Source organism: Methylobrevis pamukkalensis, from assembly GCF_001720135.1.
Classification (GTDB): domain Bacteria; phylum Pseudomonadota; class Alphaproteobacteria; order Rhizobiales; family Pleomorphomonadaceae; genus Methylobrevis; species Methylobrevis pamukkalensis.
In genome coordinates this window covers 19146-45688 of record NZ_MCRJ01000018.1, presented here as the reverse complement: position 1 = coordinate 45688, position 26543 = coordinate 19146, and the positions used below count along the sequence as shown (strand labels likewise).

Below are 26543 nucleotides of genomic sequence, written 5' to 3'. Positions count from 1 at the left end.
CGCGGCGGCGGCCTCCGCCAGCGGCGTCAGCAGGGCAGCGCGATCCGGCATCCAGCCGCGGGGCGTGAGGGCGGCGAGCCGCTGCAACGCCGTCTGCGGCGTGCCGAGCGCGAGATCCTGCGACGGGCCGTCGGCCGTGGCGATCAGCACGACCGGCCGGTCGCCGTCGCCGGCATCGGCCAGCACCGCGCGGGCGGTGCGCTGGCGCAGTTCCCAGTCCGGGGCGGAGGACCAGCCGTTGTCGACCAGCACCCACAACGGGCCGTCGCCGGACACGACCGCACCCTCCGGTCGCCAGGTCGGGCCGGAGAGCGCAAAGATCAGGAAGGCGGCGAGCGCCAGCCGCAGCGCGGTCAGCCACCACGGCGTGCGCGAGGGGGTCTCGTCGTCGACGCGCAGGCCGAGCAGCAGGCGCAGCGGCGGGAAGGTCACGGACTTCGGGCGCGGCGGCGTCACCCGCAGCAGCCACCACAGCACCGGCAGGGCCAGCAGGCCGACCAGGGCCCAGGGCGCGGCGAAGGCGAGGGGAAATCCGCTCATGAGGCACCTCCGGCCACGCCGGCGTGCGGCGCCATGGCGGCAAGGCGGGCATGCAGCGCCAGCAGCACCTCGGTCGGCGGGCGGCTGGTGTGATGGGCGAGGAAGCTCCAGCCGGGCCGGCGGCATTCCAGCCGCAACCGGTCGCGCAGGGCGGCAAGTTCGGCGAGATAGGCCTCGCGCCAGGCCTCGGCGCGGCCGGCGGTCAGCCGCGCGCCGGTCTCCGGATCGCGGAATTCGGTGCGGCCGTCGAAGGGGAAGGTCTCCTCCACGGGATCGAGCACCTGGACGAGATGCACCCGCGCGCCGGTGCCGGCGAGGCGGGCGAGATCCGCCGCCACCTCGTCGCGCCTTCGAGGAAGTCGCCGAACAGCACCACCTCGTTGAAGCGACGGACGGCGTCGCTCGCCGGCCGGACCGTCTCCTCGTCCACATGGGACAGCGTCAGGGCCAGCCGTTCGGCGGCGTCGCGGCTCGAGATGGCGCGGCCATGGCCGAGCAGGCCGACCCGTTCGCCGGAACGGGCCAGCAGTTCGGCGAGCGCAATCAGCAGGATCACGGCGCGGTCGCGCTTGGTGGCGCCGTTGCGGCCCGAGCGGAAGCGCATGGAGGCGGACAGGTCGCCCCACAGCCAGACGGTGTGGGCAGTCTCGAGCTCGCGCTCGCGAACATAGAGGTGTTCGTCACGGGCGGAGCGACGCCAGTCGATGCGCCGGGCGGGTTCGCCGAAATGGAACGGGCGGAACTGCCAGAAGTCCTCGCCGACGCCGGCCCGGCGCCGGCCGTGCCAGCCGGAAGCGACCGTGTTGGCCACCTGCCGCGCCTCGACCAGCAGGTCGGGCAGCGCCGCCGCCAGGGCCCGGGCATCGGCCGTCATCGCAGGACGGAGAAGCGGAGTGGTCGTCGTGGACGCGGTCGCTGCGGACGTCGGGCGGGTGGCCATCGATGCTATCCGATGCCTCCGGCGAGCTCGGCGATCACGTCGCGGATGGTGATGCCGTCGGCGCGGGCGGCGAAGGTGAGCGCCATGCGGTGCTGCAGGACGGGCTCGGCCAGCGCCTTGACGTCGTCGACCGAGGGTGAGAGCCGGCCCTGGGCCAGCGCCCGGGCGCGGACGGTGAGCATCAGCGACTGACTGGCGCGCGGGCCGGGGCCCCAGGCGATCGAATCGGCATAGCGGCCGGTGGTGCCGCCGGGGCGGGCGGAGCGGACGAGATCGAGGATCGCCTCCACCACCGAGGCGCCGACGGGCACCCGGCGCACGAGCTTCTGCAGCTTCATGATCTCGCCGCCGTCCAGCACCTTCTGGGGCTTGGCCTCGGTCATGCCGGTGGTCTCCAGCAGGATCTTCCGCTCCGACTCGCGGTCCGGATAGTGGACGTCGATCTGCATCAGGAAGCGGTCGAGCTGGGCTTCGGGCAGGGGATAGGTGCCTTCCTGCTCCAGCGGGTTCTGGGTCGCGAGCACATGGAAGGGTGCGGGCAGGTCGTGGCGCTGGCCGGCGACGGTGACGTGGCGCTCCTGCATCGCCTGCAGCAGCGCCGACTGGGTGCGCGGGCTGGCGCGGTTGATCTCGTCGGCCATCAGCAGCTGGGCGAACACCGGGCCGCGGATGAAGCGGAAGGCGCGCGAGCCGTCCGGCGCCTGCTCCATCACCTCGGAGCCGAGAATGTCGGAGGGCATCAGGTCGGGCGTGAACTGGACGCGGCGCTCGGACAGGCCGAGCACGGTGCCCAGGGTTTCCACGAGGCGGGTCTTGGCAAGGCGGGCACGCCGACCAGAAGCCCGTGTCCGCCGGACAGGATCGTCACCAGCGTGCGCTCGACCACCTGTTCCTGGCCGAAGATGATGCGCGCAATCGCCTCGCGGGCGGCGATGATCCGGCCGGTGGCGGCCTCGGCCTCGGCGAGGATCGCCTGTTCGTCGACGGGCAGACCAGTGACAGGTGCGCTCATGACCGTGCTTTCTCCTCTGCCGGTTCCGCCAGCGGCCGCGCCGCGCGCCGGCTTGCGTCGAAGGTGCTCTTCCCGCATGCCCCATGGCGTTCGCCGGACCAGTCTGACATCTTCGCCCCCTCGGCGCATCCTGTCAGCGCGACGTGCGACAAGAAATGCACATAGAGTTGATGCGGCCGCCGTCCAGCGTCCCGGCGACATGTCGAGGCCATCGGACAGGGGCAATGGGGCGACTTTGGGACCGGCCGCGCGGAGGGCCGCGTGTCGCGAGCCACGGGAGAGCGAAGGGCGATGACGGCGAGGACGCAGGCAGACGACGCGGCGAGCAAATCCGGCGAGGACGACGACCGGCTGGCCGGCCTTGCGGCGCTGCTGTCGCGGGCGGCGCCCGGCCACGAGCGCCTTGCTCCGGTCGAGCGCTGGACCCCGCCCGAATGCGGCGCGATCGACATGCGGATCGATGCCAACGGCGGCTGGCACTACATGGGTTCGCCGATCGGCCGCGAGGCGCTGGTGCGGCTCTTTTCCACCGTGCTGATGCGCGAGGGCGACCGCTACCTGCTGGTCACCCCGGCCGAGAAGCTGGAAATCGCCGTCGACGACGTGCCGTTCCTTGGGGTCGAGATGCATGTCTCCGGGACGGGCGCCGGGCAGCGGATCGTGCTGCGCACCAATCTCGGCGACGTGGTCGAGGCCGGGCCGGAGCATCGCCTTCGGGCCGCGAGGGGCGAGCCTTCGTGCCCTATGTCCACGTGCGGCGTGGGCTGGACGCCCGGCTGACCCGCGCGCTCGCCTATGACCTTGCCGCGCTCGTCGAAGAGGAGGACGGGGTCGCCGGCGTCTGGGCCGGGGGCACTTTCCACCTGCTCGGCGGCCATGAAGAGGTGGGAGAGGAGGAGGCGGGCGATGCATGACCGGCCAGCCTCGGCAATGGGGTTCGACGAGGCGGATCTCCGCTCGCGGATCGGGCGCATGCATCCGGTCGAGGGCGTCACCGCCGTGCGGCGCAGCCTCTGGGGCGACCATGTCACCGAGCCCTCGCTCGCGTCGATGATCGAGGGGCTGACGCTGCGGCCGGCGGCGGTGCTGATCCCGCTGGTGCTGCGCGAGAGCGGCACCACGGTGATCTTCACCCGGCGCAACGACCACATGCGCGCCCACGCGGGCCAGATCGCCTTTCCCGGCGGCAAGATCGACCCGGAAGACGGCGGCCCGCTGGTCGCGGCCCTGCGCGAGGCGGAAGAAGAGATCGGCCTCGACCGCCGACTGGTCGAGCCGCTCGGCCAGCTCGACAGCTACATCTCCAACTCCGGCTACGAGATCGTGCCGGTGGTCGGCCTCGTCCAGCCGGATCCACCGTTGCAGCCCAATCCGGACGAGGTGGCCGACGTGTTCGAGGTGCCGCTCGGCTTCCTGATGGCGCCGGACAACCACCTGTTCGAGATGCGCGAGTACAAGGGCCTGACGCGCAGGGTCTACGCCATGCCCTATGAGGAGCGGCGGATCTGGGGTGTGACGGCCGGCATCGTCCGGCTGTTCTACGAGCAGGTCTTTGCCTGATGCCGGGCGAAGCGCAGATCCCGCCGCGCAGCATCGCCGGTGCGGCCTTCCTCGCTGATCCGGCGTTGCAACGGCTGTTCGACGTGGTCGAGACCCCGGGCACGCGGCTGCGCGCGGTCGGCGGGGCGGTGCGCAACACGCTGATCGGCGTGGCTGTGGCCGATGTGGATCTCGCCACCGACGCCGCCCCTGAAACCGTGATGCAGCGCGCCCGCGCCGCCGGTCTTGCCGTCCATCCGACCGGCCTCGACCATGGCACGGTCACGGTCGTCGTCGCCGGCTGCGCCTTCGAGGTGACGACGCTGCGCGCGGACATCGCCACCGACGGGCGGCGGGCGACCGTCGCCTTCACCGACGACTGGGCGGCCGACGCCGGGCGGCGCGACTTCACCATGAACGCGATCTATGCCGACCGCGACGGGACGCTGTTCGATCCCTGCGGCGGCATCGCGGATGCGCTCGCCGGGCGGGTCCGTTTCATCGGCGATCCGGCGGCGCGGATTGCCGAGGACTATCTGCGCATCCTGCGCTTCTTCCGCTTCCACGCGGTCTACGGCAGCGGCGAACCCGATGCGGAGGGGCTGGCGGCGTCGATCCGCGCCCGGCGCGGCCTCGACATCCTCTCGCGCGAGCGGATCGGCCAGGAGATGCTGAAGCTCGTCACCGGGCGCCGCGCCGGCGCGATCGCGGCCGTGATGCAGGAGGCTGGGCTGCTCGGTCCCGTGATCGCCGGGGTCGGCCGGCCGAGGTGCTCGGCCGCCTGCTGGTCTTCGCACGGGAGGCGGGCGGCGAGGTCCGTGCGACGACGGCGCTTGCGGCGCTTTGCACCTTCACCGAGGAGGATGCCCCGCGGCTTGCCCGCTGCCTGCGGCTGTCGCGGGCGCAGGAGACGGCGATCGCCGCAGCGTCCCGTCTTGCCCGTCGGCTCGGTCCCCGCCCCATGCCGAAAGTCCTGCGCGCGGCGATCTACCGGCACGGCCGCGAGGGGGTTCTCGCCGGGCTCGATCTGGCGGCGGCGGTGAGCGGGGCGAATCCCGACCCGGACCTTCTTGCCCTGGCAGGCTCATGGCCGTTGCCGCGGTTTCCGATCGACGGAGCGGCCCTGATCGCCGCAGGGCATCGTCCGGGGCCGGATCTGGGACGTGTCTTCAAGTCCTTGGAAGATCAATGGGTTTCTTCGGATTTTGAAGTTCTTCCGGAGATTCCGGCAGCGGAAGCGCCGTGAGATGAGGTCGCCACCAGACGACGGTATTGCAGGAGAATTCAGCTTCCGTTCATCCTGCATGATATTTCTGGATCGATACGCCGTCCTCGGCGTTAGATGATGCGCACGCGGCGTGTGCGCGCTTCCGAACGGGTGGCGCGGCCGGGTGAGGGATAAGGAAACGGGTCACATGAATATCAAAGCCGTCATGCTGCTGCTCGGTGGCAGCCTGCTGCTCGCGGGCTGCAACACCTCCGTCTACGTTCCGCCCGAACAGGGCCCGAGGCCGGTCGTGATACGCCCGCAGCCGGACCGCGGTCCGATCATCGTGCGTCCGCCGCGCGACCCGTCGCCGATCGTCGTGCGCCCGCCGCGTGGCCGGTGTGATGCCCGCAATGCCCGCTTCGTCATCGGCGAGCGCGCAGTCGGCCGTGTGGTCCGCGATGCCCAGAACGCCTCTGGTGCCCGCACCGTCCGCGTCATCCGTCCAGGTGAGTTCACCACCCGCGACTACCGCGCCGACCGCCTGAACATCGAGGTCAACAACCGCGACCGCATCCGCAACCTGTCCTGCGGCTAAGCCGTTCACGGCAGAAGCCGGCTCGCAAGTTGAGTCCGGTGTCTCGAAAAGCGAATCCGGATCTGTCGTCAACATGCTGGGCGGGAAGGGGAAACCCTCCCGCCCTTCATGTTTTTCGTCACGGCCATTTTGCAACCGGCGGCATCGACGACAGGATCGAGGCGATGTTGCGCCGGTCTTCAGGCCGAAGATCGTGCCCCGGTCGTAGAGCAGGTTGAACTCCACGTAGCGGCCGCGCCGCACCAGCTGTTCCTCGCGGTCGGCCTCCGTCCACGGGGTCGCCATGTTGGCGGCGACCAGCGTCGGGTAGATGTCCAGGAAGCCGAGCCCGACGCTCTGGGTCAGGGCGAAATCGGCCTCCCAGTCGCCCGAGTTCAGATAGTCGTAGAAGATGCCGCCGACGCCGCGCGTCTCGGCCCGGTGCTTCAGATAGAAATACTCGTCGCACCAGGCCTTGAAGCGGGGGTAGTCCGCCGGGGCGTGGCCCTCGCAGGCGGCCTGCATCGCGCCGTGGAAGGCGATCGTGTCCGGATCTTCCTGGGTGCGGCGACGGTCGAGCACGGGGGTCAGGTCGGCGCCGCCGCCGAACCACTGCCGCGAGGTGACCACCATCCGCGTGTTCATGTGCACGGCCGGCACGTTGGGATTCCACAGGTGGGCGATCAGCGAGATGCCGCCGGCCCAGAAGCGCGGGTCTTCCGACGCGCCCGGAATCTGGCCGCGGAACTCGGGCGCAAATTCGCCGTGGACGGTGGAGACGTGGACGCCGACCTTCTCGAAGACGCGGCCCTTCATCATCGACATCACGCCGCCGCCGCCGGGCGCCCCGGAATGGTCGGCGCGCTGCCACGGCGTGCGCTCGAAGCGGCCGGGGGCGTCGTCCGATCCGGCAAGCCGGTCCTCCAGATCCTCGAAGGCGGCACAGATCCGGTCGCGCAGTTCGGCGAACCACGCGGCGGCGCGGACCTTCTTGCCCTCCAGATCCTCGGGCAGGGGGGCGTGGAATTCCTTGGTGTCCGTCATCTCGGCCTCGCTCGCGTGCTCATGTCGGCGCCTTGCTTAGACCAATCGGCGCCGGCCGGGAATCGGCATGGGCTGCCCGTCACGCGTCGCCCGCGGAAAAGCCGCCGGTCTGGCGCAGCGCCTCGCCGAGGATCATCGCGCCGGCGACCGCGACATTGATCGAGCGCAGGCCCGGCCGCATGGGGATGGTGACCCGGGCGTCGGCGGCTGCGTGGACATGGTCCGGCACGCCGGCGCTCTCGCGGCCAAGCAGGATCACGTCGTCGTCGCGGAAGGTGAACCCGGTGTAGGCCTCGGCCGATTTCGTCGTCGCCAGCACGATGCGGCGGCCCTCGCCGCGGCAATGGCCAAGGAAGGCCGCCCAGTCGTCGTGGCGAACGAGATCGACGAAGGGAAGATAATCGAGGCCCGCGCGCGCAGGGTGCGGTCGGAGGCGTCGAAGCCGGCGGGTTCGATGATGTGGACCCGCACGCCGAGGCAGGCGCCGAGGCGGAGCAGCGTGCCGGTGTTCTGGGGAATGTCGGGCTGGTAGAGGGCAAGGTGCAGCATCGGCGCACATATACACGGCGAGGCCAGGGTCTTGCAGGATTCCGCTGGTGCAACCGCTCGCCACACTCGTTAAGCTTCGGTTCATGTCGGAACCCGGAAACATCGGGAACCGTTGGCATGACCAGGGGCCAGGGTCGTGCTGGCGGAGACGGTCCCGCAGGGAGTGACGAGTATGCGGACGCAATCGAGCGGAGCAGGACGTGGGCGATGGGGACGGGTCAGCTTCGTGGCGCTGGCGGGCGCCATGGTGGCCGGTTGCGTCGGCACGGGCTATTCGGACTATGGCGCGCCGCCGCCGCCTCCGGCTCCGGTGCCGGAGATGGGCAGCCCGCAGGCGCGCGGCCGCGCGCCGGTCGTCTACGGCAGCCCGGCCATTGTCTACGGCGCGCCGGCTCCGGTCTACGGCGACCCGCGCTATGGCGATCCCCGTTACGGTGACCCGCGCTTTGAGGCCCAGCGCCGGCGCGAGGAGGCGGCCCGGCAGGAGGTCTATGCCCGCGCCGAGCAGGAGCGGCTGCGCGAGGAGCGTCGCCGACAGGCCGCCGCGCCGCCGGCCGGCACCTTCTCGCCCTACGGCTATCCGCCGCCCGCCGCCGGCACCTTCCAGCGCCCGCCCCAGGAACCCTGGCGCGACGGCACGCCGCCCGTCGACCGCCGGGAGCGCGATGTCGCCCCGTGCGCCGATCGGCCCGGCGCCGACCGGCCCGGGTGGTCCGGACGCGAACAGGCCCGATCGCGGCGGACAGGATCCGGAACGGCCCGGCCGGGGCCAGACCGGCCAGCCGGACGCCGGATCGGCGCCGCCCAAGCGCGCGGGAAGCTGCGGCGCGGCAAGGCCGGCGGCGTGGTCGGCAAGCCCAATTCCCAGAGCGTGATCATCGAGGCGCAGCAGGCCTCGGGCGCGGCGAGGTGCGGATCGTCAAGCCCGGCGAGATCGACCAGAACAATTTCAAGAGCAACCGGCTGAACATCATCGTCGGACCGGACCGCCGGATCACCGGCGTCGAATGCGGCTGAGGCTGGGCGGACATCTGCTGGACCGCCGCCCGGTATCCCGCATCGCGGTGCCGGGCGGATAGCACAGGACCGGCCGGATCTTTTCCGCAGCAAGGCTGGTCAGGCGTTTGCGATCGCATTATGAACAGCGCCCCGCCGCCAGTCGATTGCCGGCTGACGCAGGGCGGGTCGGCGTTTTGCCGCAACAAGAACGACTTTCGCAGGCAGGGGTGAGGCGCGCGGGACTCCGGGCGCCCTGTGAGGTGAAGCGGTCCGTCCGGTGGACGGAGCGTGGCCAAACCGGGGTTCCCGCCCCTCGATCCAATCTCGAACGTCGCGGTGCCGGGGCAACAGCCCGGCCGTCACGGGTGCCACCGCGAGCCCGACAGCAAGCCGGAGCGTGAGGCCGACAGAGGCCCGCTCCAGGACAGGTCATGATGTTTCGCTGGTTCGAAAGTCTCATCGATCCCTTCCGGGACTACGAGACGCAACGCCCGCCCGAGGGGCTGCTCGCCTTCTACTGGTCGTTCCTGCGCCAGGTCTGGCCGGTCTATGTCGCGCTGATGGTCTCGGGCCTGATCGTGGCACTGATCGAGGTGTCGCTGTTCCGCTACATCGGCGAGATCGTCGACATCCTCAAGACCACGACGCCCGAGCAGCTGTGGACCGACCACGGCGACGACTTCCTGTGGATGGCGGCGGTGGTGATCGTTGCCCGGCCGCTGGCGAGCCTGTTCCACGACCTGATGCGCCATCAGGCGATCGCCCCCGGCTTCACCAACCTGATCCGCTGGCAGAACCACCGCTGGGTGCTGCGCCAGTCGATCGCCTTCTTTGCCAACGACTTTGCCGGCCGGGTTGCCAACCGCATCATCCAGACCGGCCCCGCGCTCCGTGGTTCGCTGACCGAGGCGGCCGACGCGGTGTGGTTCGTCATGATCTACACGATCAGCGCGGTGGTGCTGTTCCTGGAGGCCGACCTGCGGCTGGCCCTGCCGCTCATGATCTGGGTGGCGGCCTATGTCGGCGCGCTGGTCTATTTCGTGCCCCGCGTCGCGCGCAAGTCGGCGGAAATGTCCGAGGCGCGCTCGATGCTGTCCGGCCGGATCGTCGACAGCTACACCAACATGCCCACGGTCAAGCTGTTCGCCCATACCGACCGCGAGGACGGCTACGCCCGCGATGCGCTGGCCGAGCACACGTCGGTGTTCCACGACCAGATGCGCGCCATCTCGAAGATGACGATCACGGTCAACCTGATGAACTCGGCGCTGCTGCTCGCCGTCGGCGTGATGGCGGTGTGGCTGTGGAGCGCGGGCGCGATCAGCGTCGGCGCCATCGCGCTCGCCGCCGGCCTCGTCATCCGCGTCGTCAACATGTCCGGCTGGATCATGTGGGAGATCACCGGCATCTTCGAGAATGTCGGCACGGTGCAGGATGGCATCCTGACGATTTCGCGGCCGCATCAGGTGGTGGACGTCCCGGACGCGCCGCCGCTGGCGATTGCCGGCAGCGAGATCCGCTTCGAGAATGTCCGCTTCCACTATGGCCGCGACAAGGGCGCGGTGGAGGACGTCTCGCTGGTGGTGCGGCCCGGCGAGAAGATCGGCCTCGTCGGTCCGTCGGGGGCCGGCAAGTCGACGCTCGTCAACCTGCTGCTGCGCTTCTACGACCTCGAAGGCGGCCGCATCCTGATCGACGGGCAGGACATCGCCACCGTGCAGCAGGAGACCCTGCGCGAGGCGATCGCGGTGGTGACGCAGGACACCTCGCTGCTGCACCGCTCGATCCGCGCCAACATCAAGTATGGCCGGCCGGGCGCCAGCGACGAGGAGATGGCCGAGGCCGCCCGCCTGGCCGAGGCCGATGCCTTCATTCCCGACCTCGTCGATGCGCGCGCCGGCAGGGCTTCGACGCCCACACCGGCGAGCGCGGCGTGAAGCTGTCCGGCGGCCAGCGCCAGCGGATCGCCATCGCACGGGTGCTCTTGAAGAACGCACCGATCCTCGTCCTCGACGAGGCAACGTCGGCGCTCGATTCGGAGGTGGAGGCGGCGATCCAGCAGAGTCTGGAGACGCTGATGGAGGGCAAGACGGTGATCGCCATCGCCCACCGCCTGTCGACCATCGCCCGGATGGACCGGCTGGTGATCATGGACAAGGGCCGCATCGTCGAGACCGGCACCCACGACGAGCTTCTGGCCCGCGGCGGCCTCTACGCCCGCCTCTGGGCCCGTCAGACCGGCGGCTTCGTCACGGACAACGAGGAAAGTGCGGCGGCGGAATAGCAGGCAGGACATCCTGCGCCCTGTCCCCGCCGTTGTCGCGTGCTACATAACCTTGATGATCCGTCTCTTCCGCGCCTTCGAAGCCCTGATCGATCCCTTCCGTCCGGCAAAGGGGCGCTCGGACATCCGCCCCGGGCACAGCCTGTGGCGCTTCGTGCTCGGGGTTCTCGTCGAGATCTGGCCGGTGGTGCTGGGTCTTGCCGCCTTTTCGGCGGCGATGGCCGGCATCGAGATCGTGATCTTCTGGTATCTCGGCCAGCTCGTCGACCTGCTGGTGCCCGAGAACCGGGCCGATCTCCTGGCCACCCACGGCTGGACGATCGCCGGCTACGTGATCCTGCTGCTGATCGCCCGTCCGCTGGTCGGGCTGATGCAGCTTCTCTTCCGCAACCAGGCCTTCGGGGCGAGCGTCGGCACCATGGTGCGCTGGCGGCTGCATGCCTATGTCTCGCGCCATTCGGTCGGCTATTTCCAGAACGACTTTGCCGGCCGCATCGCCGCCAAGGTCGCCCAGTCCGGCAACGCCTTCCGTACGCTGATCCGGCTCTGCACCGACCAGATCTGGAACGTCGTCATCTACGTGATCGGCGCGATCATCCTGCTCGCCGCGAGCGATCCGTGGCTGGTGCTGCCGGTTCTCGTCTGGCTCGGCGCCTATGTGGTGTTCCTGCGCCGGGTGCTGCCGAAGAAGCGCGACAATGCCGGCAAGCTCGCCGAGGCGACGTCGATCACCAGCGGCCGGCTCGTCGACAGCTATACCAACCACCAGACCGTCAAGCTGTTCTCCGGCCAGGCGCGCGACGACGACTACATTCTCGATGCGATGCAGAGCGGCCTCGATCGCTCCTACGAGCAGTTGCGCCTGACCACCGGCATGTCGCTGACGCTTTGGCTGCTCAACGGCGCGCTGGTGGCGGGCGTCACGCTGATCGCGCTGCGGCTCTGGCAGTCGGGCGACATCACCGCGGGGGCGATCGCCGCCGCGGTCGCCATGCTGTCGCGCATCCATGCGATGTCGCAGGTGACCATGGGCAACCTGTCGGATCTCTACGAGGCGGTCGGCACGCTCGACAACACGCTCGAGACCATCGTCGTGCCGCATCAGGTGACGGATGCGGCCAATGCCCCGCCGCTGGTCGTCACCGGCGGCGAGATCCGCTTCGACCATGTCCGCTTCCACTACGGCCGGGAGTCCGGCGCGGTGGAGGACGCCACCTTCACCGTGCGGCCCGGCGAGAAGATCGGCCTCGTCGGTCCGTCGGGGGCCGGCAAGTCGACGCTGGTCAGCCTGCTGCTGCGTTTCCACGACGTGGAGGGCGGGGTGATCACCATCGACGGCCAGGATGTGTCGAAGGTGGCGCAGACCTCGCTGCGCGAGGCGATCGGCGTCGTCACCCAGGACACCTCGCTGCTGCACCGCTCGATCCGCGCCAACATCAAGTATGGCCGGCCGGACGCCAGCGACGCGGAGATGATCGAGGCGGCCCGCAACGCCGAGGCCGACGGCTTCATTGCCGACCTCACCGATGCCCGCGACCGGAAGGGTTATGACGCGCACACCGGCGAGCGCGGCGTGAAGCTCTCCGGCGGCCAGCGCCAGCGGATCGCCATCGCCCGGGTGCTCTTGAAGAACGCGCCGATCCTCGTGCTCGACGAGGCGACCTCGGCCCTCGATTCCGAAGTGGAGGCGGCGATCCAGCAGAGTCTGGAAACGCTCATGCAGGGCAAGACGGTGATCGCGATCGCCCACCGCCTGTCCACGATTGCCCGCATGGACCGGCTGGTGGTGCTGGACGCCGGGAGAATCGCCGAATCCGGCACCCATGACGAGCTTCTGGCGCAGGGCGGACTCTATGCCCGGCTGTGGGCGCGGCAGACCGGCGGCTTCCTCGGCGAGGCCGCCGAGCACCCCGATCGATACGCAGCGGAATAACGCCTTTCGCGAAAAGCGAGGAATGAATGCAACAGCCTCGCCCTTTTGTTTCGACCGCCCTGATTTCTTTCGAATTGTGCCAAAGAGGAGATTGTGGCCCGCCGATCTCTTCGCCTAAGGTGAGCCGCGCGCCGGTGTGCTGCCGCCTCCCGTCTCTGGACAAGGTGGCGAAACGGTGCAAGAACAACGCCGATTCAGCGGCGGGGGCAGGGGCCCGAAGTCCCCGTCTCCTCCGTTTTTGATGTAGAGAGCAGTGTGTGCCGCCGTCCCTTCCGGGGGACGACGCGCGCCGCGCCGGGCGCTCGCGTGCCTCCCTTCGCGACCGGACGGCGTCAGGATCGAGTTCGAAAGGAGCCACAATTGGCTGCGACCCACGACACGGCCGAACCCACGCGCCGCGATATTCTGTTTCTGGCCACCGGTGCGGTCGGCGCTGTCGGCGTTGCCGCGGCGATCTGGCCCTTCATCGACCAGATGAACCCGGACGCCTCGACGCTGGCGCTCGCCTCGATCGAGGTTGACGTCAGCGCGATCGAACCCGGTCAGTCGATGACCGCCAAATGGCGCGGCAAGCCGGTCACCATCCGCAACCGGACGGAGCAGGAGATCGAGGCGGCCAAGGCCGTTCCGCTGTCCGACCTGATCGACACCGCCTCGCGCAACGCCAACCTGCCCGACGGCAGCGAGGCGACGGACGCGAACCGCGCGGTCGACGGCAAGGAAAACCTCATCGTCATGGTCAGCGTCTGCACCCATCTCGGCTGCATTCCGCTGGGCCAGCAGGGCGACTTCGGCGGGTGGTTCTGCCCCTGCCACGGGTCCCATTACGATACGGCCGGTCGCATCCGCAAAGGTCCGGCGCCGGAAAATCTGCACATCCCCGTCTACTCTTTCGTGTCTGACACGAGGATCAAGATCGGCTGAGCGCGACGGGTCAGGAGGTTTCATCTATGTCCGGTCATTCGACCTATGAGCCCAGGACGGGTGCGGAGAAGTGGCTCGAGCGGCGCCTTCCCATCATCCGGCTCCTGCACGACACTGCGGTCTCTTATCCGACACCGCGCAATCTCAACTATTTCTGGACGTTCGGCGCGATCCTGACGTTCATGCTGGTGGTCCAGATCGTCACCGGCGTCGTGCTGGTGATGCACTACACCGCACACGTCGACCTCGCCTTCAGCTCCGTCGAAGGCATCATGCGCGACGTGAACTACGGCTGGCTGCTGCGCTACCTGCACGCCAACGGCGCGTCGATGTTCTTTCGTCGCGGTGTTCATCCACATCTTCCGCGGTCTCTACTACGGGTCCTACAAGGAACCCCGTGAGGTCCTGTGGATCCTCGCGTGGTGATCTTCCTCCTCATGATGGCCACCGCCTTCATGGGCTACGTGCTTCCCTGGGGCCAGATGAGCTTCTGGGGCGCACCGTGATCACGAACCTGTTCTCGGCGCTGCCGATCGTCGGCGAGCCGATCGTGACCTGGCTCTGGGGTGGCTTCGCCGTCGACAACCCGACGCTCAACCGCTTCTTCTCGCTGCACTACCTGCTGCCCTTCATGATCGCGGGCGTCGTGATCCTGCACATCTGGGCGCTGCACGTGGTCGGCCAGAACAATCCGGCGGGCATCGAGGTCAAGTCGGACAAGGACACCGTTCCCTTCACGCCCTACGCGACGATGAAGGACCTGTTCGGCATCGCCTGCTTCTGCCTGTTCTTCGCCTGGTTCGTGTTCTTCCAGCCGAACTTCCTCGGCCATCCGGACAACTACATTCCGGCCAACTCGCTGGTGACCCCGGCGCATATCGTGCCCGAATGGTACTTCCTGCCGTTCTATGCGATCCTGCGCGCGTGCCGGACAAGCTTGGCGGCGTGATCGCGATGTTCGCCTCGATCGCGGTGCTGGTGTTCCTGCCCTGGCTCGACACCTCCAAGGTCCGCTCGGCCACCTACCGTCCGCTCTACAAGATCTTCTTCTGGATCTTCGCGGCGGTGGCGGTGACCCTCGGCTGGCTGGGCTCGCGCCCGGCGGAAGGCGGCTATGTCGTCGCCTCGCAGCTGCTGACGGCCTACTACTTCATCCACTTCCTGGTCATCCTGCCGGTGCTCGGCTTCGTCGAGACACCAAAGCCCTTGCCGCTGTCGATCGCCGACGACGTCCTGGCAAAGCAGAAGAAGACCGGGATGCAGGTCGGTGTCGCTCCTGCCGGCAGCCATGGTTGAGGTCGGATGATGAAAGGCCAGTTCATGAAATCGACGATCATCCGTCTCGCTGTCGCCTCCGCACTGGGTCTCGGTGCGGCCGGCCTGGCGCAGGCTGCCGAAGAAGAGCATGCCGCCGAAGGCGGTGAGGCGCACGCGGTCCACTATCCGCTCAAGAAGCCGGAATATGTGGACTGGACCTTTGCCGGCGTGTTCGGCAAGTACGACCAGGGCCAGCTGCAGCGCGGCTTCAAGGTCTACCGGGAGGTCTGCTCGGCCTGCCACGGCCTCAGCCGCGTCGCCTTCCGCACGCTGGGGTCCGAGCATGGCCCGGGCTTCAGCGAGGCGCAGGTCAAGTCGCTTGCGGCGGAATACGAAGTCACCAACGCGGATCCGGACGAAGCGGGCGACATGTTCCAGCGTCCGGCCGAGCCGAAGGACTTCATCCCTTCGCCCTATCCGAACGATCTCGCCGCAGCCGCGTCCAACGGCGGCGCCGTACCGCCGGACCTGTCGCTGATCACCAAGTCGCGCGCCGTCGAGCGCGGTCTGCCGTGGTTCATCTTCGACATGTTCCTGCCCTACCAGGAGCAGGGGGCCGACTATCTCCACGCGCTGCTGACCGGCTATGAAGAGCCGCCGGAAGGGGTGGAGGTGCCGGAAGGCACCTACTACAATCCCTACTTCATCGCCGGCATGTCGCTGAAGATGCCGCCGCCGATCTCCGACGACCAGGTCGAATACACCGACGGCACGCCGCAGACGGTCGACCAGTATTCGCGCGACGTCGCGGCCTTCCTGATGTGGGCTGCCGAGCCGCACCTCGTCGAACGCAAGTCGATGGGCTTCAAGGTGATGATCTTCCTCGCGATCTTCGCGGGCCTGCTCTACATCACCAAGCGCCGCATCTGGGAAGCTGCCCACTGAGGGTGCTTGCGGCAATGACGACATCGATCAACCCCGCGGTCCTCCGGAACGCGGGGTTTTTCATGTCATGAAGGTCACATGGATTTCAGGTCATTGAGGATCCACAAGCGCTCGGCTTCGCGCCGGCGACATTTCCCGGCCATGAAGGAGGCGACATGACCACGACCGTGCTCGGCATCATCGGCGGATCGGGGCTTTACGACCTGCCCGGGCTGGAAGACGCTCCCTGGGTGCCGGTGGAAAGCCCGTGGGGACAGGTCTCCGACGCACTTCGCATCGGCGAGGTCGACGGGCTGAAGGTCGTGTTTCTGCCGCGCCACGGCCGCGGCCACCGCGTGCCGCCCTCGGAGATCAACTACCGCGCCAACATCGACGCGATGAAGCGGGCGGGGGTCACCGACCTCGTCTCGGTCTCGGCGGTGGGTTCGCTGCGCGAGGACCTGTCGCCGGGGACCTTCGTGCTCGTCGACCAGTTCATCGACCGGACCTTTGCGCGCGCGAAGAGCTTCTTCGGCACCGGCTGCGTCGCCCATGTCTCCATGGCCGAGCCGGTCAGCCCGCTACTGGTGGATGCGGTGGAAGCGGCGGCGAAGGCGGAAGGCATCAGGGCCGTGCGCGGCGGCACCTATCTGGTGATGGAGGGCCCGCAGTTCTCGTCGCTCGCCGAGAGCCGGCTCTACCGTCAGTGGGGCTGCGACGTGATCGGCATGACCAACATGCCGGAGGCCAAGCTCGCCCGCGAAGCCGAGATCTGCTACGCCACCGTCGCCATGGTCACCGACTACGACAGCTGGCATCCCGACCACGGCGCGGTCGACATCACCTCGATCATCCGCGTGCTGCACGAGAATCGCGACCGCGCCCAGGCGCTGGTCGCCCGCCTTGCCCGCGACATGCCCCGCACGCATCCGCAATGCCCGGTCGGGTCCGACACCGCGCTCGACCACGCGATCCTCACCGCCAAAGCCGCGCGCGATCCGGATCTGGTCGCAAGGCTCGATGCGGTTGCCGGCCGGGTGCTGAACCGGGACTGAGGGCGGCTCAGGCGCGACGGGCCTCGAACTCGGCCTTGGTGCGGGGCAGGGCGACGCAGAAGCAGCTTCCCTCCTCCCGGGTCGTGTCGAGCCAGATCCGGCCGCCGTGGCTTTCGGCGATCTGGCGCGAGATGGCGAGGCCGACGCCGAGGCCCTCGTAGGTCTTCTCGTCGCGGTGCAGCCGGCGGAACATCTCGAAGATGATGTCGCGGTTGGCGGGCGCGATGCCGATGCCGTTGTCGGTGATGGCCAGATGGAAGCCGTCCTCGGTCTCGACCCCGTCGATGCGGATCTCGAGCGGCCGCTCCGAGCGATACTTGACCGCATTGGCGATCAGGTTCTGCAGCAGCCGCACGAGCAGCGTGCGCTCGCCGTAGACCTCGGGAAGCGCGCCGACGGTGATGGTGGCGCCGGCCTCGCGGATCTGCACGTCGAGGAGGGCGAGCGCGTCGGCGACGACCTCGGACAGCGCCGTCGGCTCGGCGCGGACGGTGGCGTAGGCGAGCCGGGAATATTCCAGAAGGCTCTGGACCATGCGCCGCATCTGCAGCGCGCCGCGTTCGATCACTTCCAGATAGTCGCGCGCCGCCCCGTTCAGGCTGTCGCCGAGCTCCTCGCGCAGAAGACCGGCGTAGATGCTGACGTGGCGCATCGGCGTCTGCAGGTCGTGGGACACGATGCCGGCGAAGCGGCGCAGCGCCTCGTTCCGGTCGGTGAGCTCGGCATTGGCGCGCACGAGCTCGTCGGCCATCTTCAGGTCGGTCACGTCGGTATGGGCGCCCAGCATCCGCACCGGCTTGCCCTCGTCGTCGCGGATGACGATGCCGCGGCAGCGGACCCAGACCGTCGACCCGTTCTTGTGGCGGAAGCGGACGATCTGGTCATAGGGGTGCGCCGGATCGCGCACATGCAGGCGGAAATTCTCCTCGGACTCCCGCAGGTCGTCCGGGTGCATCCGCTCCTTCCACCAGCTGCTGCGGTTCTCCACCTCGTCGTCGGCATATCCGAGCAGGTGCTTGTAGCGGGGGCTCATCCATTCCGCGTCGCCGTCCAGAAGGTCGGCGTACCACACCCCGTCGAGCGAACCGTCCTGAAGGAAGCCGAAGATGCGCTCATCCTGCCGGACGAGCTTGTAGAGCTCTTCCTCCAGATAATGACGCTGTGGCCTGATCTCGGTCATCGGGCGACTCGGTCGGTGGTACCGGACGGCGGGATCGCCCACGGCAGGGACTGGCTGGCATGCCGCGTCCAGTCGGATGACGGGCAATCTGATGCTGTTGCCGCGCATCGCCGGGACGGCTACGACAGGGCGGCGCGTCGATCAGGCTGCCCTGCCGTCGCCGGCAGTGGAATGTGTCTGGACGGAAACAAAAGACGCGACGGCGGACAAAGGGGGCATGATGCAGCTTGCAGATGCAATACGTACAATTCCGGACCATCCGAAGCCCGGGATCATGTTTCGCGACATCACCACCCTTCTCGGCGATGCCCGTGCCTTCCGCCGCGCCGTCGACGAACTGGTACAGCCATGGGCGGGCTCGAAAATCGACAAGGTCGCGGGCATCGAGGCGCGCGGCTTCATTGTCGGCGGCGCCGTCGCCCATCAGCTTTCGGCGGGGTTCGTGCCGATCCGAAAGAAGGGCAAGCTGCCGCACGATACCGTGAGCGTCGCCTATTCGCTGGAATACGGGCTCGACGAGATCGAGATTCACCGCGACGCGATCGCGCCCGGCGAGAAGGTGATTCTGGTTGATGACCTGATCGCCACCGGCGGCACGGCCCTTGGCGCGGTCGAACTGATCCGCCGGCTCGGGGGCGAGGTTGTCGCCGCCTGTTTCATCATCGATCTGCCGGATCTTGGCGGGGCAGCCCGGCTCGGGGATGCCGGCGTGCCGGTTCGCACGCTGGTGAGCTTTTCAGGTCACTGAACGGCGCGCACGGGGCGCATTGTGGCCGCAATCGGCATGTTGGGTGGCCGGGCGGGCGCGCCGGGCGCGGGATCCCGCCGTTCGCCTCGCGCGGGCGCTGCTGTCTGCGGTCGGGGTCTGTGAATGGGCAAGTTCGGATTTCGTGGTCTCGCCGGGAGTATGGTGATGCTCGCGGCGGGCATTGGCGCGGCCGAGGCCGACTGCGGCCACGGCGACTTTTCCGCCTGGCGTGAGGGTCTGCGGCAGGAAGCGGCGGCCTCCGGGATTTCGGCGGCCACGCTCCAGATCGCGGCTCCCGACCTGCGCTTCGATCCGGGCGTCGTGAAGCGCGACCGGGCGCAGGGCGTCTTCTCCCAGGACTTCCTGAAATTCTCCGACCGGATGATCTCCAAGAACCGGCTCAGCGTCGGCGCCAGCCGGATTGCCGGCAACGCCGGCCTGTTCTCGCGGATCGAGGAGCAGTTCGGCGTTCCCGCCGCGGTGCTGGTCGCCTTCTGGGGGCTGGAGACGGACTTCGGCGCGAACATCGGCGACCTGCCGACGCTCACCTCGCTGTCGACGCTCGCCTTCGATTGTCGCCGGCCGGACATGTTCCGCACCGAGCTTCTCTCGGCGCTGAAGCTCCTCGACCGGGGCGACCTCGAACTCGTCGAGATGCGCGGCCCCTGGGCCGGCGAACTCGGCCAGACCCAGTTCCTGCCCTCCAAATACATCGAATTCGGCGTCGACTTCGACGGCGACGGCCGGATCGACATGATCCGCTCCACCGCCGACGCGCTCGCCTCCTCGGCCAACTACATCTCCCACCTCGGCTGGCGGCGCGGCGAGCCGTGGCTGCAGGAGGTGACGGTGCCGGCGGATTTCCCGTGGGAGGAGGCCGACGTGCTGCGCAAGCATCCGCGGTCCTTCTTCGTGGACAAGGGCGTGACCGCCCGCGACCGGGATCTGGCCCCTGACGACATTCCGGTGTCGCTGGTGCTGCCGATGGGCCGGAGCGGCCCGGCCTTCCTCGCCTATCCGAATTTCGACCTCTATCTCGAATGGAACCGGTCGCTGGTCTATTCGACGACGGCGGCCTACTACGCCACCCTGCTGGCCGGGGCGCCGAAGCTGAAGCGCGGCGATGCGAGGTGCTGCCGGTGGAGGACGTCAAGGCCCTGCAGGCGCGGCTTGCGGAGATGGGCTATCCGGTCGGAAAGGTCGACGGCATCATCGGCGGCGCCACCCGGGCGGCGATCCGCGAGGTGCAGCTGAAGTCCGGGCTGCCGGCCGACGCCTGGCCGACACGCGAACTGCTCGCCGCCGTCAGGTGACGAACGCCGACACCGCGGCGGCGGCCTCGGCGCGGTAGGCGCGAGGCGGCACGCCCAGCAGCCGCCGGAACATGGTGGTGAAGGCGGCGGCGCTGTCATAGCCGAGATCGAGGGCGATCGCCGTCACGCTCTCGCCGGCGGCGAGACGTGGCAGGGCGGCCAGCAGGCTTGCCTGCCGCCGCCAGGCCGAGAAGCTCAGCCCCGTCTCGCGGCGGAAGGCGCGGGTGAAGGTGCTCCGGCTCATCGCCAGCGACGCCGCCCAGCGGTCGATCGTGTCGTGGGCGTCGGGCGCGGCCGCGAAATGGGCGCACAGCGCCGCGAGGCGCGGCTCGCGCGGCAGCGGCAGGCTGAGCGGCGCCTCCACCAGCCGCGGGATCTCGGCGAGAATCAGCGCCATGATCAGCGTCTCGCGATGCCCGGCCTCGGTCTCGTGCGGCAGGATGTCGGGCGCCATGGCGGTCGCCTCGGGCAGAAGGGCGCCGAGCAGCGGCGATGTGCGCATCACCCGCCCGGGCCGGGGCGGAGCGGCGAGCGCCTCGGGGCGCAGATAGGCCGATCCGAGTTCGAAGTCGGTGAACACCTCCAGCGAATGGGTCACGCCCGCCGGGATCCACAGCGCGTGGCCGGCAGGCACCAGCCAGCGACCGTCCTCGGCGGCGACGACCGCCATGCCGCGGAAGGCGCAGAGCAGCTGGCCGCGGCCATGACGGTGGAGCGGAACCTCATGGCCCGCCGGATAGCGGTTCATCCAGGCGATCACCGGCCGCGTCGATGCCTCGCGCCGGGCAACCTCGCCCAGCGAGTCGTTCTGAACCAGTTCACGCATGCGCTCTCGTGACCCATTCTCGATGAAAATCGATATTCCCCCGAAAGCAGATCGCAAGGCAAGCTGATAGGCATGGGAAACGCGCGATGACGCGCCGCGCACGGCCACCGGCGGCCGGCGCCAGATCCGGAGCGTCCGCCTTGTCCGACACAGCCATGCCCGCGGCGCCTTCCGTTGCGGTCTCGCCCGTTGCCACTCCCCCTGCCGCGGCCGAGAGCACCACGTTCCTGATCCTTGCCGTCCTAGCCGCCGGCCATCTCGTCAACGACATGATGCAGTCGCTGGTGGCGGCGATCTATCCGGTGCTGAAAGTCAATTTCGCCCTCGATTTCGGCCAGATCGGCGTGTTGACCATGAGCTACCAGATCACCGCCTCGCTGCTGCAGCCGGTGATCGGGCTCTACACCGACCGCCGGCCGCTGCCCTATGCGCTGTTCGTCGGCATGGGCTTCATCACGGCGGGGCTGCTGCTGCTGGCGGCGGCGCCAAGCTACGGGGTGTTGCTCGTCGCGGCGGTCTCGATCGGCATCGGTTCGGCGATCTTCCACCCGGATGCCTCGCGCATGGTGCGGCTGGCCTCGGGCGGACGCCACGGCCTTGCCCAGTCGCTGTTCCAGGTCGGCGGCAATTTCGGTACCGCGCTCGGGCCGCTGGCCGCGGCGCTGGTGGTGCTCACCTACGGGCAGTCGAGCGTCGCGTGGTTCGCGGTGATCTCGCTTGGCGCCATGGCGATGCTGTGGAAGGTCGGCGGCTGGTACAAGCGCACCCATCTCGACCGGCCGGCGGTGGCCTCCACGGCCCCGGTGCGCGCGGCGCTGCCGAAGGCGCGGGTGGTGGCGACGCTGTTCGTGCTCGGCCTGCTGGTCTTCTCCAAGTTCGTCTACACCTCGAGCTTCACCAGCTACTACACCTTCTACCTGATCGAGCGCTTCGGCCTCTCGGTGGAATCGGCGCAACTGCACCTGTTCGCCTTCCTCGGCGCGGTCGCGGCCGGCACGATCCTCGGCGGGCCGATCGGCGACCGGATCGGCCGGCGGATCGTGATCTGGGTGTCGATCCTCGGCGTGCTGCCCTTCACGCTGCTGCTGCCGCATGTCGACCTCTGGTGGACCGGCGTGCTCAGCGTCGTCATCGGCGTGGTGCTGGCCTCGGCGTTCCCGGCGATCGTCGTCTATGCGCAGGAACTGGTGCCGGGCCGGGTCGGCATGGTCGCCGGCATGTTCTTCGGCTTTGCCTTCGGCGTGGCAGGCATTGCCGCGGCAACGCTCGGCGAGGTCGCCGATGCGTTCGGCATCGCCTTCGTCTACCAGATCTGCGCCTTCCTGCCGGCGATCGGCCTGCTCACCGTGTTCCTGCCGGATGTGGAGGGCAGGAAGCGCCGCTGACGCTGGTCAGGGGGCCGGGGTTTCAGGTCAGGCGTGGCTGCTGGCCGGACCTTCCTTGTGGTCGACATGGCCGAGGTCGCGGGTCGGGTCGATGCGGTCGCGGATGCGGCGCTTCAGTTCGGCGGCGTCCGGGAAGCCGCCGTCGCGCTTGCGCTCCCACACGAGGTCGCCATCGCAATGCACCTCGTAGATGCCGCCGGTGCCGGGCACGAGGGTGACCGCGCCGATTTCCTCGGAAAAGGTGTGGAGCAGTTCCTGCGCCATCCACGCCGCGCGCGGCAGCCAGTGGCACTGTCGGCAGTAGAAGATGGTGACGACGGGCATTTCCGGCGGCAATTCGGGAGGCATTTCAGGCGACATGGCACTTCTCCGGTCGCGGGCGGGCGCGACGTACGCCCAGACTGTCGAAGACGCCCGCACTCCGCAAGGGCCGGCCGGCCTGAGAAAGGCGAGGGGCCGGGGCAGGGACACTGAAGGCCCCACCCCGGCATTGCCTTGCCCTGCGCCTCCGGCTCAACCCTTGGCGAGGATGCCGCTCGCCCAGCGCCGGCCCTTCTGCCACAGGATGTCCATCTTGCCGTCCGGGCGAAGGCGGATGGTGATCGTGCTGCCGCCGGCCTTGGCGACGACCTCGCCGCCGCTGACCTTGCCGGTCAGCCGGCTGGCGGTGGGCGCCGTCTTGGCGTCGGCGAAGGCGTAGACGAAGGTGACGGACGAGGCGCTGACGCTTTCGACCGCAACCTTCACGTCGCAGGCCTTCTTGTCGCACATCCAGCCGCTCCACTTGCCGGAGAGCTTGGCGAGCGCGGCCGGAACGTCCTTGGCGGGCTTGGCGATCTTCACGTCGCCCGGCAGTCCGGCCTTGACCGGGCTGGCGGACTTGGACGCCTTGAGGCCGGCCTGAAAATCCGGCCAGTCGGTCGCGCCGCCGGCGAGGCGGCGGCGATCATCAGCGCAACGAGAATGGTCTTCGTGATCCGAAACATCAAAATATCCCCCGAAACCAGATATCAGCCGCAGGGGCGATGTTCCTCACGGCCGGATGATTTTCAAGGAGAATCTCGCTGGCGTCCGCATGATCAGGGCGCCAGCGGCGTCCATACCACCTGGACGATCCGCGACGCGCCGGCGGCCAGCATCACCAGCCGGTCGAAGCCGAGCGCGATGCCCGAGGCCGGCGGCATGTGGGCAAGCGCGGCAAGGAAATCCTCGTCCAGCGGATAGCGCTCGCCGTAGACGCGCTGCTTCTCGTCCATCTCGAGGCCGAAGCGACGGCGCTGCTCGGCCGGGTCGGTGAGTTCGCCGAAGGCGTTGGCGAGTTCCACTCCGCAGGCGTAGAGCTCGAAGCGCTCGGCGACGCGCGGATCGTGGGCGGTCGGACGCGACAGCGCCGCCTCGCAGACGGGATACTCGCAGAGGATGGTCGCCCGGCCGCGGCCGAGCGCCGGCTCGATGCGCTCCGCGAGGACGCGGCTGTAGATGTCGGTCCAGCTGTCGTCGGCGGCAACGCGGTAGCCCGCGGCCTCGGCCTGTTGGGCAAGGCCATCGCGGTCGGGCGCTGCGGCGGGATCAGGCGCGAGCGTTGCCAGCAGGTCGAGACCGGCGAGATCGCGGAAGGCGGCGGCGACCGTCACCCGGTCCGGCGGGACGGCGGGATCGGCCTCGATGCCGCGATAGACCAGCCTGTCGGTCCCCGCCGCCGCGCAGGCCAGCGCCAGCAGCGCCGCGCAATCCTCCATCAGCGTCTCGTAGGGCGCACGGGCCCGGTACCATTCGAGCAGGGTGAATTCGGGATGGTGCAGGGCGCCGCGCTCGCGGTTGCGCCAGACGCGGGCAAAGTCGAAGATGCGCTCCTCGCCGGCGGCGAGCAGCTTCTTCATGGAGAATTCCGGCGAGGTGTGGAGATAGCGCGTGGCGGCGGCAAGGTCCGGTCCGAGCTGGCGAGTCTCGAAGGCATGAAGATGCGCCTCGTTGCCGGGCGAGACCTGCAGGGCGGCGCATTCGGTCTCGGTAAAGCCCCGCGCCTCGAACCAGTTGCGGATCGCGGTCTTGATCCGGCCACGGGCGAGAAGGAAGGGCCGACGGTCCTCGTGCACGTCTTTCGACCACCAGGGCGAGGCTCGGGTCATCTAGGGGCTTCCCTTCGGCGGCCGAAAATGCAAGGAAAAGCGCAATTCGCGCCGGAACCCGCGCAAGGTTCCGCCCCACGCAATAGTCAGAGAAGAAAACGAAGGCAAGACATGGTCAAGGTCATCGCCAGCCAGGTCCGCAAGGGCAACGTCCTCGAGCTGGAGAGCCAGCTTTACGTGGTTCTCACCGCCGAGAACTTCCATCCCGGCAAGGGCACGCCGACGACGCAGATCGACATGCGCCGAATTTCGGACGGCGTGAAGACGACCCAGCGCTACAAGACGACCGAGCAGGTCGAGCGGGCCTTCATCGAGGACCACGACTTCAACTACCTCTACGAGGACGGCGACGGCTTCCATTTCATGAACATGGAAAGCTACGAGCAGATCCAGGTGCCGGAAGACATCATCGGCGACCAGAAGGTCTGGCTGAAGGAGGGCATGACCGTCCGCATCAGCCGCTTCAACGAGGCGCCGATCTCCGTCGAACTGCCCGCCCGCGTGGTGTTCGAGGTGGTCGAGACCGAGCCGGCGATGAAGGGCCAGACCGCCACGTCGTCCTACAAGCCGGCGATCCTCGACAACGGCGCCCGCACCATGGTCCCGCCGCACATCTCGGCCGGGACCCGCATCGTGCTGCAGACGGAAGACGGCTCCTATGTGGAGCGCGCCAAGGACTGAGGACACGGCGGCTAGGCGCTCGCGCCGGCCGCGGTCACTTCGTGCTGGCAGCCAGAGGCGCAAGCGCGATCATCAGCCGTCCGGCCTCGACCGGATCCTGCCGGAAGCCGTGGTGTCGATAAAACGCCGCGGCTTCGTCGTTCTTGGCATCGACCACCATCATGTGGGCGACGATGTCGGAGAAATGACCAGGGCGATCAGCGTTCCGTGCCGTTGTCCTTCCCATCCCCCGTTGATGGCGCCGGCACAAGCACCGAGCCCTCCATCTCCAGCACGGTCTCGCCGTGCTGGTTTTCCGCGCGGGCCAGCGTGTCGATGATGCCCCAGCCGGGGCGGCTGCGCAGGCGGCGCTTGGCGCGGACCTCGTTGAAGTAGCGGATGGTGTCGCCGGCGTGGACCGGCCGCAGCCAGCGGATCGCCTTCATGCCCGGCGAGATGCCCGCGAGCGTGCCGTAGGTGCGCGAATAGTCGACCGTGAGCCGCATCCAGACCGCGCAGGTGTGCCAGCCGGAGGCGCAGAGCGCGCCGAAATGGGTTGCGGCGGCGGCGCGGTCGTCGAGGTGGAAGGGCTGGGGATCGAAGGCGCGGGCAAAGCGCACGATCTCCTCCGCGCTGAAGAGATGGCTGCCGATGTCCGCGATCTTGCCGATCTCGATGTCTTCAAGCCGCATCGGCTGGCCTCCGACCCATGATCACCGAGCAGAAATAGGAAAAGACCCGCTCACCGTTCTGGTTGTCGACGCTGAGGGCGATGTCGACATAGCCCCGGTCGCGCCGCGAGGTGGAGGGGCGGGTCGCCAGCACCTCGTAGCCCGCAGTCAGCCGGTCGCCACCGAGCACCGGACGCACCCACTTCAGGTCGGTGACGCCGCCGGACCCCATCGACAGGCTGCGGTTCAGGAGCCCTTCGGCGAGCAGGCGCATGGCGAGGCCTGCGGTGTACCAGCCGCTGGCCGCAAGGCCGCCGAGCGGCGAGGCCGCGCCCGCCTCGGCGTCGAGATGGAACGGCTGGGGATCGTAGAGCTCCGCGAAGGCGATCATGTCGGCGGGCTGGACGTCGACGCTGCCGAGCAGCGCCGCCTCGCCGGGCGAGAAGTCCTCGAAGGCTCGCTTGGACTCGGCCGTGTCGTTCATCGTCGCGCGCTTTCCCCTGTCGGCTCGTATCGGGCTCCCGGCAGGTCATGGACGGCGTCGAGGGCTTCGACGCCCCCTGTGACATGGCCCCGCGGGAAGGCGGCAGCAAGGCTGTCATGAAAACGTCAAGGTTTCGTCTGCGCCGGGCGCATGGCGTTTGATGCAAGCTGTGCGCTACGTGCCGAGGGCCTTACCGGAGGGGCATTCGGTTAACGGATGGCAACGGATCGTTAAGCTTAACAGTGTTTCAATGCGGTAACGGCGCGTGCCAGCGGCGGCAGCCCGAGCGATTCCATTGACGCCCATGAATGCCCATGTTATCCCAAGTCATCCTGTTCCATTGACGGAATTGACCCGTGTTTT

General features: G+C 68.7%; 26 protein-coding genes and 6 pseudogenes. 18 read left to right on the top strand and 14 right to left on the bottom strand.

Annotation, left to right across the window (positions count from 1 at the left end; translation table 11 throughout):
• The 4 genes and pseudogenes from A6302_RS04925 to A6302_RS04915 form a co-directional block, all read right to left on the bottom strand.
• A partial coding sequence (locus A6302_RS04925; protein WP_210183261.1) for a BatA domain-containing protein occupies window positions 1-540 on the bottom strand: 540 nt, incomplete at its 3' end.
• Window positions 537-809 carry a hypothetical protein gene (locus A6302_RS25645; RefSeq protein WP_342586218.1) on the bottom strand — a complete coding sequence of 91 codons (273 nt, stop codon included), beginning with the start codon at window positions 807-809 and terminating at the stop codon, window positions 537-539. The genes A6302_RS04925 and A6302_RS25645, both read right to left, overlap by 4 nt.
• A complete protein-coding gene (locus A6302_RS04920; protein WP_342586217.1) occupies window positions 743-1414 on the bottom strand; it encodes a DUF58 domain-containing protein in 672 nt (223 codons plus the stop codon). Before A6302_RS04920 ends, A6302_RS25645 begins: the two co-directional genes overlap by 67 nt.
• A 71-nt stretch (window positions 1415-1485) precedes the next feature.
• Window positions 1486-2492 (bottom strand): annotated as a pseudogene (locus A6302_RS04915) (AAA family ATPase).
• A gap of 291 nt (window positions 2493-2783) precedes the next feature.
• On the opposite strand from A6302_RS04915, the gene A6302_RS25640 reads away from it, so the two are divergent.
• The 5 genes from A6302_RS25640 to A6302_RS04895 all read left to right on the top strand — a co-directional run bounded on the left by A6302_RS25640 (window position 2784) and on the right by A6302_RS04895 (window position 5836).
• Window positions 2784-3272 (top strand): DUF1285 domain-containing protein, encoded by a 489-nt coding sequence (locus tag A6302_RS25640; protein ID WP_069306110.1) that lies wholly within the window; start codon window positions 2784-2786, stop codon window positions 3270-3272.
• Window positions 3230-3406: a DUF1285 family C-terminal domain-containing protein gene (locus tag A6302_RS25635; RefSeq protein WP_342586216.1), complete on the top strand. Its 177-nt coding sequence runs from the start codon at window positions 3230-3232 to the stop codon at window positions 3404-3406. Before A6302_RS25640 ends, A6302_RS25635 begins: the two co-directional genes overlap by 43 nt.
• Window positions 3399-4052: a CoA pyrophosphatase gene (locus A6302_RS04905; protein ID WP_083255526.1), complete on the top strand. Its 654-nt coding sequence runs from the start codon at window positions 3399-3401 to the stop codon at window positions 4050-4052. The genes A6302_RS25635 and A6302_RS04905 overlap by 8 nt, the downstream gene beginning before the upstream one ends.
• Window positions 4052-5074 carry a CCA tRNA nucleotidyltransferase gene (locus tag A6302_RS04900; RefSeq protein ID WP_141703415.1) on the top strand — a complete coding sequence of 341 codons (1023 nt, stop codon included), beginning with the start codon at window positions 4052-4054 and terminating at the stop codon, window positions 5072-5074. Before A6302_RS04905 ends, A6302_RS04900 begins: the two co-directional genes overlap by 1 nt.
• Window positions 5075-5446: 372 nt before the next feature.
• Complete coding sequence (locus tag A6302_RS04895) at window positions 5447-5836, top strand: I78 family peptidase inhibitor (protein WP_069306108.1); 390 nt, start codon at window positions 5447-5449, stop codon at window positions 5834-5836.
• Window positions 5837-5954: 118 nt separating this feature from the next.
• Here A6302_RS04895 and hemF read toward each other — a convergent pair.
• Together hemF and A6302_RS04885 are read right to left on the bottom strand one after the other, a co-directional pair.
• Window positions 5955-6859: pseudogene (gene hemF, locus A6302_RS04890) on the bottom strand (oxygen-dependent coproporphyrinogen oxidase).
• A 79-nt stretch (window positions 6860-6938) separates the two neighbouring features.
• Window positions 6939-7408: pseudogene (locus A6302_RS04885) on the bottom strand (tRNA (cytidine(34)-2'-O)-methyltransferase).
• 226 nt (window positions 7409-7634) lie between these two features.
• On the opposite strand from A6302_RS04885, the gene A6302_RS24125 reads away from it, so the two are divergent.
• The 8 genes and pseudogenes from A6302_RS24125 (at window position 7635) to A6302_RS04850 (ending at window position 16784) form a co-directional block, all read left to right on the top strand.
• Window positions 7635-8375, top strand: coding sequence for a hypothetical protein (locus A6302_RS24125; RefSeq protein ID WP_069306107.1), 741 nt, complete (start codon window positions 7635-7637; stop codon window positions 8373-8375).
• The gene (locus tag A6302_RS26045; RefSeq protein ID WP_425349116.1) at window positions 8342-8425 is read left to right on the top strand and encodes a hypothetical protein; all 84 of its coding nucleotides are present in this window, start codon (window positions 8342-8344) and stop codon (window positions 8423-8425) included. Before A6302_RS24125 ends, A6302_RS26045 begins: the two co-directional genes overlap by 34 nt.
• A gap of 416 nt (window positions 8426-8841) precedes the next feature.
• A pseudogene (locus A6302_RS04875) lies at window positions 8842-10691 on the top strand (ABC transporter ATP-binding protein).
• Window positions 10692-10746: 55 nt separating this feature from the next.
• Window positions 10747-12624 carry an ABC transporter ATP-binding protein gene (locus tag A6302_RS04870; RefSeq protein ID WP_069306106.1) on the top strand — a complete coding sequence of 626 codons (1878 nt, stop codon included), beginning with the start codon at window positions 10747-10749 and terminating at the stop codon, window positions 12622-12624.
• A gap of 360 nt (window positions 12625-12984) precedes the next feature.
• Window positions 12985-13548, top strand: a complete 564-nt coding sequence (gene petA / locus A6302_RS04865; protein ID WP_069306105.1) for a ubiquinol-cytochrome c reductase iron-sulfur subunit — start codon at window positions 12985-12987, stop codon at window positions 13546-13548.
• A gap of 26 nt (window positions 13549-13574) precedes the next feature.
• Window positions 13575-14844: pseudogene (locus A6302_RS26040) on the top strand (cytochrome b).
• 24 nt (window positions 14845-14868) lie between these two features.
• The gene (locus tag A6302_RS04855) at window positions 14869-15750 is read left to right on the top strand and encodes a cytochrome c1 (RefSeq protein WP_069306104.1); all 882 of its coding nucleotides are present in this window, start codon (window positions 14869-14871) and stop codon (window positions 15748-15750) included.
• A 155-nt stretch (window positions 15751-15905) separates the two neighbouring features.
• Entirely contained in the window at window positions 15906-16784 is an 879-nt protein-coding gene (locus tag A6302_RS04850) for an S-methyl-5'-thioadenosine phosphorylase (RefSeq protein WP_069306103.1), read from the top strand.
• A gap of 7 nt (window positions 16785-16791) precedes the next feature.
• Here the strand turns inward: A6302_RS04850 and A6302_RS04845 are convergent, their stop codons facing one another.
• Window positions 16792-17964: a sensor histidine kinase gene (locus tag A6302_RS04845; RefSeq protein WP_069306102.1), complete on the bottom strand. Its 1173-nt coding sequence runs from the start codon at window positions 17962-17964 to the stop codon at window positions 16792-16794.
• A gap of 220 nt (window positions 17965-18184) precedes the next feature.
• Here A6302_RS04845 and A6302_RS04840 point away from each other — a divergent pair, with 220 nt between their 5' ends.
• The 3 genes and pseudogenes from A6302_RS04840 to A6302_RS25625 all read left to right on the top strand — a co-directional run bounded on the left by A6302_RS04840 (window position 18185) and on the right by A6302_RS25625 (window position 20025).
• Complete coding sequence (locus A6302_RS04840) at window positions 18185-18712, top strand: adenine phosphoribosyltransferase (RefSeq protein WP_069306113.1); 528 nt, start codon at window positions 18185-18187, stop codon at window positions 18710-18712.
• A gap of 123 nt (window positions 18713-18835) precedes the next feature.
• Window positions 18836-19750, top strand: a pseudogene (locus A6302_RS04835) (lytic murein transglycosylase); the annotation flags it as partial.
• A 2-nt stretch (window positions 19751-19752) separates the two neighbouring features.
• Entirely contained in the window at window positions 19753-20025 is a 273-nt protein-coding gene (locus tag A6302_RS25625; protein ID WP_342586214.1) for a peptidoglycan-binding domain-containing protein, read from the top strand.
• Here A6302_RS25625 and A6302_RS04830 read toward each other — a convergent pair.
• Complete coding sequence (locus tag A6302_RS04830; RefSeq protein ID WP_069306101.1) at window positions 20018-20851, bottom strand: AraC family transcriptional regulator; 834 nt, start codon at window positions 20849-20851, stop codon at window positions 20018-20020. The genes A6302_RS25625 and A6302_RS04830 overlap by 8 nt on opposite strands.
• A 155-nt stretch (window positions 20852-21006) precedes the next feature.
• On the opposite strand from A6302_RS04830, the gene A6302_RS04825 reads away from it, so the two are divergent.
• A complete protein-coding gene (locus A6302_RS04825; protein WP_069306100.1) occupies window positions 21007-22236 on the top strand; it encodes an MFS transporter in 1230 nt (409 codons plus the stop codon).
• A 27-nt stretch (window positions 22237-22263) separates the two neighbouring features.
• Here the strand turns inward: A6302_RS04825 and A6302_RS04820 are convergent, their stop codons facing one another.
• The 3 genes from A6302_RS04820 to epmA all read right to left on the bottom strand — a co-directional run bounded on the left by A6302_RS04820 (window position 22264) and on the right by epmA (window position 24365).
• Window positions 22264-22596, bottom strand: a complete 333-nt coding sequence (locus A6302_RS04820; RefSeq protein WP_245293920.1) for an Rdx family protein — start codon at window positions 22594-22596, stop codon at window positions 22264-22266.
• A 153-nt stretch (window positions 22597-22749) separates the two neighbouring features.
• Window positions 22750-23079: a hypothetical protein gene (locus A6302_RS04815; RefSeq protein WP_069306098.1), complete on the bottom strand. Its 330-nt coding sequence runs from the start codon at window positions 23077-23079 to the stop codon at window positions 22750-22752.
• Between the two features lie 236 nt (window positions 23080-23315).
• Window positions 23316-24365, bottom strand: a complete 1050-nt coding sequence (gene epmA, locus A6302_RS04810) for an EF-P lysine aminoacylase EpmA (protein WP_069306097.1) — start codon at window positions 24363-24365, stop codon at window positions 23316-23318.
• A gap of 111 nt (window positions 24366-24476) precedes the next feature.
• On the opposite strand from epmA, the gene efp reads away from it, so the two are divergent.
• Window positions 24477-25046, top strand: coding sequence for an elongation factor P (efp, locus tag A6302_RS04805; RefSeq protein WP_069306096.1), 570 nt, complete (start codon window positions 24477-24479; stop codon window positions 25044-25046).
• A 34-nt stretch (window positions 25047-25080) separates the two neighbouring features.
• On the opposite strand, the gene A6302_RS25160 is transcribed toward efp, so the two are convergent.
• Genes A6302_RS25160 through A6302_RS04795 form a run of 3 tightly spaced genes read right to left on the bottom strand, consistent with a single transcriptional unit; the run spans window position 25081 to window position 26180 of the window.
• Window positions 25081-25209, bottom strand: coding sequence for a hypothetical protein (locus A6302_RS25160; protein ID WP_280938832.1), 129 nt, complete (start codon window positions 25207-25209; stop codon window positions 25081-25083).
• A 34-nt stretch (window positions 25210-25243) separates the two neighbouring features.
• The gene (locus A6302_RS04800; protein ID WP_069306095.1) at window positions 25244-25717 is read right to left on the bottom strand and encodes a MaoC family dehydratase; all 474 of its coding nucleotides are present in this window, start codon (window positions 25715-25717) and stop codon (window positions 25244-25246) included.
• Window positions 25707-26180, bottom strand: a complete 474-nt coding sequence (locus A6302_RS04795; RefSeq protein ID WP_069306094.1) for a MaoC family dehydratase — start codon at window positions 26178-26180, stop codon at window positions 25707-25709. Before A6302_RS04795 ends, A6302_RS04800 begins: the two co-directional genes overlap by 11 nt.
• Between the last annotated feature and the right edge of the window lie 363 nt (window positions 26181-26543).

Coding starts and splice junctions, on each gene's coding strand:
- A6302_RS04920 (WP_342586217.1), bottom strand. CDS start 1,414: ATGACGGCCGATGCCCGGGCCCTGGCGGCGGCGCTGCCCGACCTGCTG.
- A6302_RS25640 (WP_069306110.1), top strand. CDS start 2,784: ATGACGGCGAGGACGCAGGCAGACGACGCGGCGAGCAAATCCGGCGAG.
- A6302_RS04905 (WP_083255526.1), top strand. CDS start 3,399: ATGCATGACCGGCCAGCCTCGGCAATGGGGTTCGACGAGGCGGATCTC.
- A6302_RS04900 (WP_141703415.1), top strand. CDS start 4,052: ATGCCGGGCGAAGCGCAGATCCCGCCGCGCAGCATCGCCGGTGCGGCC.
- A6302_RS04895 (WP_069306108.1), top strand. CDS start 5,447: ATGAATATCAAAGCCGTCATGCTGCTGCTCGGTGGCAGCCTGCTGCTC.
- A6302_RS04870 (WP_069306106.1), top strand. CDS start 10,747: ATGATCCGTCTCTTCCGCGCCTTCGAAGCCCTGATCGATCCCTTCCGT.
- A6302_RS04855 (WP_069306104.1), top strand. CDS start 14,869: ATGAAATCGACGATCATCCGTCTCGCTGTCGCCTCCGCACTGGGTCTC.
- A6302_RS04850 (WP_069306103.1), top strand. CDS start 15,906: ATGACCACGACCGTGCTCGGCATCATCGGCGGATCGGGGCTTTACGAC.
- A6302_RS04845 (WP_069306102.1), bottom strand. CDS start 17,964: ATGACCGAGATCAGGCCACAGCGTCATTATCTGGAGGAAGAGCTCTAC.
- A6302_RS04840 (WP_069306113.1), top strand. CDS start 18,185: ATGCAGCTTGCAGATGCAATACGTACAATTCCGGACCATCCGAAGCCC.
- A6302_RS25625 (WP_342586214.1), top strand. CDS start 19,753: ATGGAACCGGTCGCTGGTCTATTCGACGACGGCGGCCTACTACGCCAC.
- A6302_RS04830 (WP_069306101.1), bottom strand. CDS start 20,851: ATGCGTGAACTGGTTCAGAACGACTCGCTGGGCGAGGTTGCCCGGCGC.
- A6302_RS04825 (WP_069306100.1), top strand. CDS start 21,007: ATGCCCGCGGCGCCTTCCGTTGCGGTCTCGCCCGTTGCCACTCCCCCT.
- A6302_RS04820 (WP_245293920.1), bottom strand. CDS start 22,596: ATGTCGCCTGAAATGCCTCCCGAATTGCCGCCGGAAATGCCCGTCGTC.
- epmA (WP_069306097.1), bottom strand. CDS start 24,365: ATGACCCGAGCCTCGCCCTGGTGGTCGAAAGACGTGCACGAGGACCGT.
- efp (WP_069306096.1), top strand. CDS start 24,477: ATGGTCAAGGTCATCGCCAGCCAGGTCCGCAAGGGCAACGTCCTCGAG.
- A6302_RS25160 (WP_280938832.1), bottom strand. CDS start 25,209: ATGATGGTGGTCGATGCCAAGAACGACGAAGCCGCGGCGTTTTATCGA.
- A6302_RS04800 (WP_069306095.1), bottom strand. CDS start 25,717: ATGCGGCTTGAAGACATCGAGATCGGCAAGATCGCGGACATCGGCAGC.
- A6302_RS04795 (WP_069306094.1), bottom strand. CDS start 26,180: ATGAACGACACGGCCGAGTCCAAGCGAGCCTTCGAGGACTTCTCGCCC.